Genomic DNA, 10,050 nt, shown 5'->3' with positions numbered 1-10,050 from the left:
ACACTTCCCTATCCCCTCATCTCCCCATCCCCAGTAACTCCGTCAACCGCTGCCAATAAATTTGAGAAACTGGGACTACAGACAGTCGAGGAAGTCGCAGTAAGTCAAAGTCTGTAAATTTTTCATCTTGCTTAATTTGGGCTAAGGTGACTGGTTGCTTTACTCTTTGCACTGCCCGCACATCGAAAACTAGTCGTTTGCTGTCGTTGAGTGCTGGGTCGATATAAGGTTGACTAATTATTTCTGCTACACCGATAACTTGTCGTTCTTTACCTGTGTGATAAATCAACGCCAAGTCACCAATTAGCATGGTGCGTATATGTTTGAGGGCTAGAGGATTGTTAACTCCATCCCAAGTTGTACTGCCGTCCCGTTCTAAATCGAAGTAAGAATAAGTGTCGGGTTCAGTTTTCAGCAGCCAATACGCCATACCCAAATCTCCAAACAGATTGATGTAATTTTTTTAGTTTCCAAAAATGTAACCATTCCCGCTTTTGATGCTGGTGGTGTCAAAGTATAAACATACAAATCGTATCTAGCGATCGCATTTAAATTATGAAAAACTTGTGGTGGCTGTTAACTTTCAACAGTTACCAAAGGATTGCTATGTACGCTTAATTAAAAACATTTGTTCTGAGGAGTGCAAATCTTATGACTAGAGCCGCTTTATCCGGTTCATCTTTTCCATCTGCAAATTTGTGGAAAATACTGTCTTTAACGTTACTTTTATGTACAACTTTTACACTGCCTGCGTTGGCACAAGAAAAGGAGAAAATGTGGCGGACTTTGACTGTTAATGGCCGCGGAACCCAAGAAATTCCCACAACCATAGCGCAAGTCAGTTTAGGAGTAGAAATTCAGGCTAAAACTGCACAGGAAGCACAGCAAGAAGCCGCCCGTAGGTCATCGGCTGTGGTTGCGTTCCTGAAAAACCAAAATGTGGACAAATTACAAACCACTGGTATCCGACTCAATCCAGTTTATAGCTACACCAATAATGTGCAGCGGATTACAGGCTATGCTGCCAATAATACCGTGAGTTTTCGCATTCCCATTGAGCAAACTGGTACATTATTAGACGGTGCAGTGAAAGCCGGCGCAACACAAATTGAGGCTGTTAGTTTTGTTGCCAATGATGAAGCAATCACTAGGGCACGAAACGAAGCATTAGCAGAAGCCACTCAAGACGCTAGACAGCAAGCTAATGCTGTTTTCAGTGCTTTGGGTTTGTCACCCAAAGAAGTGGTCAGCATTCAAGTTAATAATGCGAGTCAACCTCCACGACCGGTGTTATACCGCGCCGAGGCTGCAAAAATAGCTCAACAAGCCGATGTTTCTACCCCTGTAGTTGGTGGCGAACAGGAAGTAGAAGCATCTGTAACGTTGCAAATTAGTTATTAGTCATTAGTTTTTTGTCAATAGTCATTAGTTTTTTGTCGTGACTAATGACTATTGACCAATTAGAAATTCTCTGGCGAAAAGTCTCCGCCGCCCTCGGCATCGCGCTTAGACCCCAATAAATCTAATTGGTCTACTTGGATCACTGGTGAAGAACGGTTTGCTCCTGTTTGGCGATCGCTCCATGTGTCAAACTTTAAGGAACCTTTGACGGCAATTTGTCTACCTTTTCGTACATAATTGCCTGCCACCTCTGCCGTTTTTCCCCATAGTTCTAAATTGAACCAATCAGTATGCTCGCCCTCTTTAGTGCGGCGATTCACAGCTAGTGTCAATCTACACTTAACACTACCTGATTCAAAATATTTCATCTCTGGGTCGCCGCCTACACGGCCAATGAGGGTGACAACATTGATACTCATGTGCGTTACCTTTTAGTACACTTGTACTGATTAATCTTGACTCCCATCATAGCTGATTACCAAACTATTGAAAATAATGCCTTAAAGAGTTAACAATATATTGAATTGAAAAATTATACATAAAACTGGGAGAAACACATAAAAGTATACGGATATACTAATTTCACGAGAGAATATCAAAAAATAGATGCCTGAGACATAGTAAATATTGCTGGGAATTATATAAAAATATAGTCTAGTTTACTGGACTCAGGATAGAAACAAATAGCATATAACACTATTAACTCTTAACAGTTGTAGTCAAAAAGTAGCACATAGGGGGCTTAGAGACGCGTGGGTCTTTTCAGGAACTTTCGCACATCATGGGATATGGGTATCGACCTCGGTACCGCAAATACTCTTGTCTATGTATCTGGTAAAGGTATTGTACTTCAAGAACCTTCAGTGGTTGCCATAGATCAAAGTGAAAAGGTGGCTTTGGCTGTAGGTGAAGAAGCCAAGAAAATGCTTGGTCGGACGCCTGGAAATGTAATTGCTCTGCGCCCCCTGCGTGATGGCGTAATTGCTGATTTCGAGGTTGCCGAGCTGATGCTCAAAAGCTTTATTCAACGTGTAAATGAAGGTAGATCCCTAATTTTACCACGAATCGTCATTGGTATTCCTAGTGGCGTCACAGGAGTAGAAAGGCGAGCTGTGATGGATGCAGCTCAACAAGCCGGAGCAAGGGAAGTTTACTTAATTGATGAACCTGTGGCAGCAGCAATTGGAGCTGGACTCCCTGTTACTGAACCCACTGGTAACATGATCATTGACATTGGTGGCGGCACTACAGAAGTTGCGGTGTTAAGTCTTCAAGGTACAGTGCTAAGCGAATCGGTACGCATTGCTGGGGATGAACTAACTGACTCAATCGTTCAGTATCTCAAGAAAATGCACAACTTAGTTATCGGCGAACGTACTGCGGAGGAGATTAAGATTCGGCTTGGTTCTGCGTATCCCACTAACGATGACAACGATCTCATGATGGAAGTCCGGGGCTTACACTTACTTTCTGGTTTGCCACGAACTGTAACCATCAAGGGGCCAGAAATCCGTGAAAGTATGCTGGAGCCGTTATCGGTAATTGTAGAAGCTGTGAAGCGAACATTGGAACGCACACCTCCAGAATTAGCAGCAGACATTATTGACAGAGGTATTATGTTGGCTGGTGGTGGCGCTTTGCTTAAAGGTATAGATACCCTAATTAGCCATGAAACAGGGATTGTCACCCACATTGCTGCCGATCCCTTAAGCTGTGTTGTGCTGGGGACAGGCCGTGTGCTAGAAAACTTTAAGCAAATGGAACGAGTTTTCAGCGCTCGCTCTCGCAATATGTAGCGAAAAAATATCAGACTTGAGTTCTATTTGAGTTCTATTTGGGTTTTATATAAATAGAATCCAGGTAGAACTTAATTATTAAGTATATAAAGGTATATATGGTTACAGCAAGGCGTTGGTGGGATCGTAAAGGGTTGCAAATCGGGGTATTAGCTCTAATAGCTGGTAGTGCTTGGATATTGCGGCAGACTCAAGGTGAGTTAATACTTGAGACATACTACACAATTACTCGTCCGTTGCAGATGTTACAGTCAGGGCCGACTCCAGAAGAACGCCTCAGAGATGCTCGGATATTAGAGTTACAAACTCGTATACAAGATTTGGAAAGTGAGAAGAAAAAGTTACAAAATTTATTAGGTTATGTAGAAAAAGAACCACTGGCATCAAAGCCAATTCCAGCAAGGGTGGTAGGACGTAGTGCTGACCAGTGGTGGCAACAAGTTACCTTGAATCGGGGTACTAATTCTGGGATTCAGGAAGGCTATATAGTCAAGGCGGATGGGGGATTGGTTGGTTTAGTAGAAAGTGTAACTCCCAATACTAGCCGGGTGTTGTTAATCAGCGATCTTAAGAGCCAAGTAGGTGTAACAATTAGCCGCACGGCCGCTAAAGGTGTTTTGCGAGGGGATTTTTCTGCGGACGCTGTGTTGGAGTTTTATGAAAAAGTTCCAAATGCAAAAGTAGGAGATTTAGTTTCCACGTCTACTTATAGTCAAAAGTTTCCGTCTGGCTTGGCAGTGGGAAGAATCAAGTCGCTGGATTTAAAGAAACTCCCAGCCTCAGTAGCAAAAGTTGAGCTTTTTCCGCCGATACGCTTTCTAGATTGGGTAGCTGTCTATCCCAAGCCAGAAAACCAAGATGCAGAAACCCAAAAGTCAGCACAGCAAAAGTCTAAGTAAATTCTTCCTTGAAAATCCACAAAAAAATGAAGATTCCTGCATTTGTTGGCAGCAGACAAAAAAAGTCAAAATCATCAAAGCGAAAATCGAAAATCCAAATTCCACCGCTTTCTCGTTGGCATCCTGCTGTACGTAGGTTAATGGGTTTGATGGTGACAGTCTGTTCTGTGCTGTTATGTTTATTGTTGTTACCAACCCGCCTACCAGGTATGGAATTATTGGGAATTGGCCCAAACTGGTTGTTAATTTGGGTGGTGGCTTGGAGTGTGAAGCGCACAATGTTTAGCGGAGCATTGGCGGGGATTATTTTGGGGCTACTTCAAGATGGAATGACATCGGCATTACCCACTCATGCCCTAAGTTTAGGTATGGTGGGATTTTTGACTGGTTTGCTCCAGAAACAGCGCTTTATGGAAGAAGATTTTATTTCTATTGCTGTAATTGTCTTTGTAATGGCAGTTTTGGGAGAAACTATCTTTGCTTTGCAATTAACTTTTATGGGTGATGCCCACGGTGGTTACAGCTTACAACAAGCCGGAAATATTTGGATATATTACCAACGCGTCGCCCTTGCTTCAGCGATTCTAAGTAGTCTCTGGGCACCTGTGGTTTATTATCCCTTGAATCTTTGGTGGCAGCGGATGAAATTGTTGGAGCAATAGTTTGGGTGTTGATTGTTGATTGATGACTGATGACTGTTAACTGTTAGGGTGAAATTCCATTCCCTCAGGACTTATATCAATTCTGTATGAAGATGCGCCAAACTATATGAGGAACAAACCGCAAAGGGCGCATTCGCGCAGCGTCTCGTCAGAGAAGGACACAAAGAAAGAAAGAACATTTGGCGCAGCCTCACAAAGAAATGGTATTACGCACAGCTAACGGAAAACTAACCACAGAGAAGCGTGCGTTGGGCGGGTTCCCCGACTTGTTCGCCCTTGGCGTTCCTGTTCGCGTAGCGTCTGGCAGAGAGGACTTTAGTTCTAGCTTTGAGGACTGAAGTCCTCACTACAAACTTTTTATTATGTGTGCTTTGGCGGATATGATGTAAGTTTTTCTTGGAGAAAAGCATCAAATGTCAACTTATTTGGTAGCGAGGTTTGTGCGCCTGGTTTTGTGGCGGCTAAAGCGCCTGCTGCTGCGCCCCAAATTACTGCCTGATGTAAGGATATTCCTTGAAAAAGTGCTGCTGCTAAAGCGCCGTTAAAAGCATCGCCAGCTGCTACTGTGTCTACTACATGAACTGGAAATGCAGGTACAAGAAAATTTTCCTGGGCAGTTGCACAAAAAACACCTTTAGCTCCTAATTTGACGATCGCACATTTCACTCCCCGTTGCAATAAAATCTCACCTGCTTTGGCTGCTGTTTCTTCTCCATCCACAGCAAAACCCACCAACTGTCCAGCCTCAACTTCATTGGGTGTGATAATGTCTATCAATGGATAAAGTTCTGCGGGTAAATTCGATTGTGCAGGTGCGGGGTCAAGAATAACTTTGATGTTTGCGCTTCTGGCTGCTTTAGCTGCTGCAACCACCGCAGGAATGGGAATTTCTAATTGTAAAAGCACTGCTGTAGCTTCTGGTAATAAGCTAGATAATCTTTGTACATCTTCTTGATTGACGCGTCCATTTGCACCAGGAATAACAACAATTTGATTTTCTCCAGCTTGACTAACGGTGATGATGGCGACTCCAGAACTCACAGTTTCATCAACAAAAACATTGTTTGTCTGCACGCCAGATGCTTGCAAATTCTTGAGAAGTTCGACACCAAAATTGTCTGCACCAACACGCCCCACCATTTGAGTAGGAATTCCCAATCTGGCTAATGCTACAGCTTGATTGGCTCCTTTACCTCCGGAAACTTGAAAAAAATCTTCTCCGAGTAAGGTTTCTCCACCCACTGGTAACCGGGGTGCTGTGGCTACCAAGTCCATATTGATGCTGCCAAAAACGATGATGCCCATGCTGATTTTTGTTTAGCTGATGAGTTGCCTCATAGTATAGGACGCGATCGCAGTGCTTAAATTGTTTGGAGTTAGGTATTTGGTGGGAACTGAATATAGCAAGAAGGCATTTTTTCTTATTCTTGACGCGGATCTGATTGGGGTGGATGCCAACCCGCTTCTACCCAAAAACCACGGGCTACTTGAATCGAAGGCTCATCCCGACGTTCATCATTAAAGTCAAAGCGATGGCTAGTAGCTCTCCCTGTAGGAGTTATACCTACAATTTTTCTCCCGTCTTTTGTCCAAATAAAATGCTCAGACCACTTTTGCTGACGGGGATGAAAAAGAGGGACTTGTTTTTGAGTTTTAGGATCAGTACCTACTGTAAAAGTATAGTGACGCTCATTACAGCGATGACAAGCTAAAGCTAAATTATCCAGTTCATCTGAGCCACCCAAAGACTGGGGCATGATATGGTCAACAGTAAAACGGTCGGGACTCAAGTATTCTGGAGAATGGCAGTATTCACACAGATACTCAGCTCGTTTTCTTACAAGTCTTCGAGTTTGTTCGGACACCATTTACTTTTCGCCGCTAGTTGAGCGTTAATCAAGGTAAATATTCGCTCTAATTCGGAGATACCTACATATTCAGCTTCTTCTTCAGAAGTGAGCGTATCAGCTTTTTTTTTCTGCAATAGTTCTTCAAAGCGAGACTGTAGCTCATCGGTAAATTTGAAAAGATAAATGTCACCGAATTCGCTCATTCTGATACCAGAAGATATTAAAGATGAGGGTTGAACCATCAATTGAGTAGTCATTGTGTGTTCGCAGTGCCTTTGGTTTTATTGTGCCTCAATTAATTGATGACTATATTGCTGTAGGCGTGTGCTTTCAGCAAACTGCCACTCTTTTCCAAATCTCTGTTGAGATCAGCAATGCTATATAGTAGTTGATGCAATTGCGAACCTTTATGATCTAAAAGTTCACACAGTATAGAAGTTAAATGTTCTTCATCGGGGCAAAAACCCAATGAATACCTTTGGCAAAGTATTTTATCTATGCTTCTAAAATACTTAAAGAAAAATTTTATATCTCTCGGTGTAAGAACAGGAATCCCAGGTAGTTTAGAAGTATAACTCATAAGATTTTCTCTTAAATACTGAAATCGATCATTTTTGTATCCAACAATACCATAGTAGTTTATGGGTAAACCCCCATTTTTAAAGTCCAATCATTCTAAACGTCTCAGCATAGCGAATGAGCTTTGATGGTCAAAATTTGAGAATGCCTCAAAATGCGATCGCCTTTTCCATTTCACTCACTTCCAACAAGCTATACTGCCAAATAGCGCTTAACAAATCTTAAAAACCATCATTGCAAACATAGGATATGCAAAACACAGATGTAGTTATCATTGGTAGCGGTATTGGCGGTTTGAGTTGTGCTGGTCTTTTGGCGCGGTATGGCTTTGATGTGATAGTCTGCGAAAGTCATTCCATTCCTGGTGGTGCCGCCCACGCTTTTGAGCGCAATGGTTTCAAGTTTGACTGTGGCCCTTCTCTCTACTCTGGGCTGTCTTACAGTCCCTCCACAAACCCACTGCGGCAAGTTCTAGATGCCATTGGCTCGGAATTACCGTGCGTTACCTATGATACTTGGGGTTGTTATCTGCCAGAAGGTTATTTTGATACGTCAGTTGGAGCTGAGCAATTTTCCGAAGTGTTGATGAAATTGCGCGGTCGTGAGGCTGTAGCACAATGGCAGCAACTCCAAAGGGTTATGGAACCACTGGCTAGTGCAGCAACGGCTATGTCACCGGCAGCATTACGCTTTGATTTGGGTGCAATTCAAACTGTGGGACGATTTGCCCCTTCTATGGCAAAACATATTGCAAGTATCATCAAGCTGACTGGGCCTTTCAGTCGAGTTATGGATGGTGTTGTCAAAGACCAATTTACGCAAAATTGGCTGAATTTGCTGTGTTTTCTGCTTTCTGGTTTGCCGGCAGATGGCACGATCGCCGCAGAGGTGGCATTTATGTTTGCTGATTGGTATAAACCAGGGGCAGTACTGGATTATCCCATTGGTGGTAGTGGTGCTTTAGTTGACGCCCTCGTCCAAGGATTACAGCGTCACGGTGGTAAGTTGATATTGGGCGCACATGTCGAGCAAGTGTTGGTGGAGGGTAATCGGGCGGTGGGTGTGCGTCTGCGCGATCGCCAAGAAATCCGCGCCCGCAAGGCAGTTATTTCTAATGCATCGGTTTGGGACACGCTGAAGCTGTTACCTGAAAGTGCAGTATCAAAACAGTTCCGCGCTCAAAGACAAGCCACACCTGAGTGTGATAGTTTCATGCATCTGCATTTAGGTATTAATGCCGAAGGATTACAGCCAAATTTACAATGCCATTACGTCGTGGTGAATAATTGGGAAGCGGGGATAACAGCACCTCAAAATTTGGTGGTAATATCAATTCCTTCAGTTCTTGATTCATCCCTAGCACCACCAGGTAAGCATGTAATTCACGTTTACACCCCAGGGAATGAGCCTTATGGTATTTGGCAGGGGATGGATAGAAAAAGTGAAGAATACGCCAAACAAAAGCGATCGCGTGCTGAGGTTATGTGGCAAGCGCTAGAACGGGTTATTCCAGATATCCGCTCTCGTTGCGAAGTTACACTAGTTGGCACACCTTTAACCCACGAACGTTATCTGCGCCGTCACCAAGGTTCTTACGGGCCAGCAATTGCAGCTGGTTCTGGCATATTTCCCGGCCCCAGCACTCCCCTACCAGGGTTGTTGTGCTGTGGAGATTCGACATTTCCCGGTATTGGCTTACCAGCAGTCGCCGCTAGTGGGATGATTGCAGCCAACACTCTTGCACCTGTTAACAAGCATTTAGAGATGCTTGAGCAGATTAAATGCGTTTAATAAGAATTCAGAATTCAGAATTCAGAATTCAGAATTTAGAATCAATTCAGGACTTACGCAAAATCATGAAAAAACTCTAACTCCTAACTCCTAATACCAATTTAATTAATGATTGCAACATATCCTTGGGTGAAGACGCGATGAATCACGTCTCTACAAATGGTCTATTTGTCGCATTCTTTTTTCAAATTAGTATAACTCCTAACTCCCAACTCTTAACTCCTAACTCCTAACTCCCAACTCTTAACTCCTGAATTCATTTAATTTGTTGAGTACAAAATCGAACTGCTAACATAGCCGCACCGGCAGCTAAAATTGCTAAGGTACTTCCAGGTTCAGGTACGGCGGCAACTTTAGCATCAATTCGTGCGGTTCCAGCAAATAAACCTGCCAAACTTGAGTTACCAAGTGTCTCAGCAAATTCTGGAGAAATGAACAGTTGAACGTCAGCCAAAGCTAGAGTTAAATTTTGTTCGTCAAATGTCACAGATTGCGGAGCGCTCAAATCAAATAAAATTGGATTTGTAGAAGAAATTGTGTCTCTTAAAACAAGTCCGCTAGTATTAGGGACAGTACGTCCTGAAGCAAAACCAATTGAAAAGTTACCAACAGTAGTTTGTTGGTTAAAGGTAACAGTACCAATATGCTCGATTGTACCAAAGAGTGGAGTAAAACCTCCTTCGTCACTGAAGGTGAAGTTGGTAGCTGAATCGATTTGAAAGCCAACTAAATAATCGCTGGGAATTGGTGGGACTGTATCTTGAGTGCCTGTAATGATTAACCCGATATTTCTGAGAATATTTTCGTGGTCGCGATCGATACTGGTAACTCCAGATTCAACTTTAAAATTAGCAGCTTCTACTTGTATGGGTGCAATTGTCATACAAGCTGCTGTCATGCAACCCAAAATTCCTACAATGTGAGAAAAACGCATATATCATTGTCCTTATTTTCTGTGTTTGATTTTTGATAATTCAAAAGTTTTATTGAAGTTGCCTAACTCTAAAAAATAAACAACAGCTTTAGGTTGTTGATTGTTGACAGTTGAGTGTCAAGAGTAGTCATAAAATAT

The 10,050-nt window shown here is 42.9% G+C and carries 11 protein-coding genes; 5 read left to right on the top strand and 6 right to left on the bottom strand.

Annotation, left to right across the window (positions count from 1 at the left end):
* Nucleotides 1-16: 16 nt before the first annotated feature.
* Nucleotides 17-430, bottom strand: coding sequence for an EVE domain-containing protein (locus tag GNE10_RS26200; protein WP_185568141.1), 414 nt, complete (start codon nucleotides 428-430; stop codon nucleotides 17-19).
* 221 nt (nucleotides 431-651) lie between these two features.
* Between GNE10_RS26200 and GNE10_RS26195 the strand changes: the two genes are divergently transcribed.
* Complete coding sequence (locus tag GNE10_RS26195) at nucleotides 652-1,401, top strand: SIMPL domain-containing protein (RefSeq protein ID WP_185568138.1); 750 nt, start codon at nucleotides 652-654, stop codon at nucleotides 1,399-1,401.
* 59 nt (nucleotides 1,402-1,460) lie between these two features.
* Here the strand turns inward: GNE10_RS26195 and GNE10_RS26190 are convergent, their stop codons facing one another.
* On the bottom strand, nucleotides 1,461-1,820 hold the full coding sequence (locus GNE10_RS26190; protein ID WP_185568135.1) for a single-stranded DNA-binding protein: 360 nt from the start codon (nucleotides 1,818-1,820) through the stop codon (nucleotides 1,461-1,463).
* Nucleotides 1,821-2,189: 369 nt separating this feature from the next.
* On the opposite strand from GNE10_RS26190, the gene GNE10_RS26185 reads away from it, so the two are divergent.
* The 3 genes from GNE10_RS26185 (at nucleotide 2,190) to mreD (ending at nucleotide 4,758) form a co-directional block, all read left to right on the top strand.
* Nucleotides 2,190-3,197, top strand: coding sequence for a rod shape-determining protein (locus GNE10_RS26185; protein ID WP_185568133.1), 1,008 nt, complete (start codon nucleotides 2,190-2,192; stop codon nucleotides 3,195-3,197).
* 98 nt (nucleotides 3,198-3,295) lie between these two features.
* Nucleotides 3,296-4,096, top strand: coding sequence for a rod shape-determining protein MreC (mreC, locus tag GNE10_RS26180; protein WP_185568130.1), 801 nt, complete (start codon nucleotides 3,296-3,298; stop codon nucleotides 4,094-4,096).
* Nucleotides 4,097-4,122: 26 nt separating this feature from the next.
* Nucleotides 4,123-4,758, top strand: coding sequence for a rod shape-determining protein MreD (mreD, locus tag GNE10_RS26175; protein ID WP_185568128.1), 636 nt, complete (start codon nucleotides 4,123-4,125; stop codon nucleotides 4,756-4,758).
* A gap of 360 nt (nucleotides 4,759-5,118) precedes the next feature.
* Here the strand turns inward: mreD and rbsK are convergent, their stop codons facing one another.
* The 3 genes from rbsK to GNE10_RS26160 form a co-directional block, all read right to left on the bottom strand.
* Entirely contained in the window at nucleotides 5,119-6,063 is a 945-nt protein-coding gene (gene rbsK, locus GNE10_RS26170) for a ribokinase (RefSeq protein WP_185568125.1), read from the bottom strand.
* 116 nt (nucleotides 6,064-6,179) lie between these two features.
* On the bottom strand, nucleotides 6,180-6,626 hold the full coding sequence (locus tag GNE10_RS26165; RefSeq protein WP_185568122.1) for an HNH endonuclease: 447 nt from the start codon (nucleotides 6,624-6,626) through the stop codon (nucleotides 6,180-6,182).
* On the bottom strand, nucleotides 6,596-6,865 hold the full coding sequence (locus GNE10_RS26160) for a hypothetical protein (protein ID WP_185568120.1): 270 nt from the start codon (nucleotides 6,863-6,865) through the stop codon (nucleotides 6,596-6,598). The genes GNE10_RS26165 and GNE10_RS26160 overlap by 31 nt, the downstream gene beginning before the upstream one ends.
* Nucleotides 6,866-7,436: 571 nt before the next feature.
* On the opposite strand from GNE10_RS26160, the gene GNE10_RS26155 reads away from it, so the two are divergent.
* Entirely contained in the window at nucleotides 7,437-8,978 is a 1,542-nt protein-coding gene (locus tag GNE10_RS26155; protein WP_185568118.1) for an NAD(P)/FAD-dependent oxidoreductase, read from the top strand.
* A gap of 256 nt (nucleotides 8,979-9,234) precedes the next feature.
* On the opposite strand, the gene GNE10_RS26150 is transcribed toward GNE10_RS26155, so the two are convergent.
* On the bottom strand, nucleotides 9,235-9,912 hold the full coding sequence (locus GNE10_RS26150; RefSeq protein ID WP_185568115.1) for a PEP-CTERM sorting domain-containing protein: 678 nt from the start codon (nucleotides 9,910-9,912) through the stop codon (nucleotides 9,235-9,237).
* Between the last annotated feature and the right edge of the window lie 138 nt (nucleotides 9,913-10,050).

The organism is Nostoc sp. 2RC (assembly GCF_014222165.1).
Classification (GTDB): domain Bacteria; phylum Cyanobacteriota; class Cyanobacteriia; order Cyanobacteriales; family Nostocaceae; genus Nostoc; species Nostoc linckia.
This window is presented reverse-complemented; position numbering and strand designations above follow the sequence as displayed.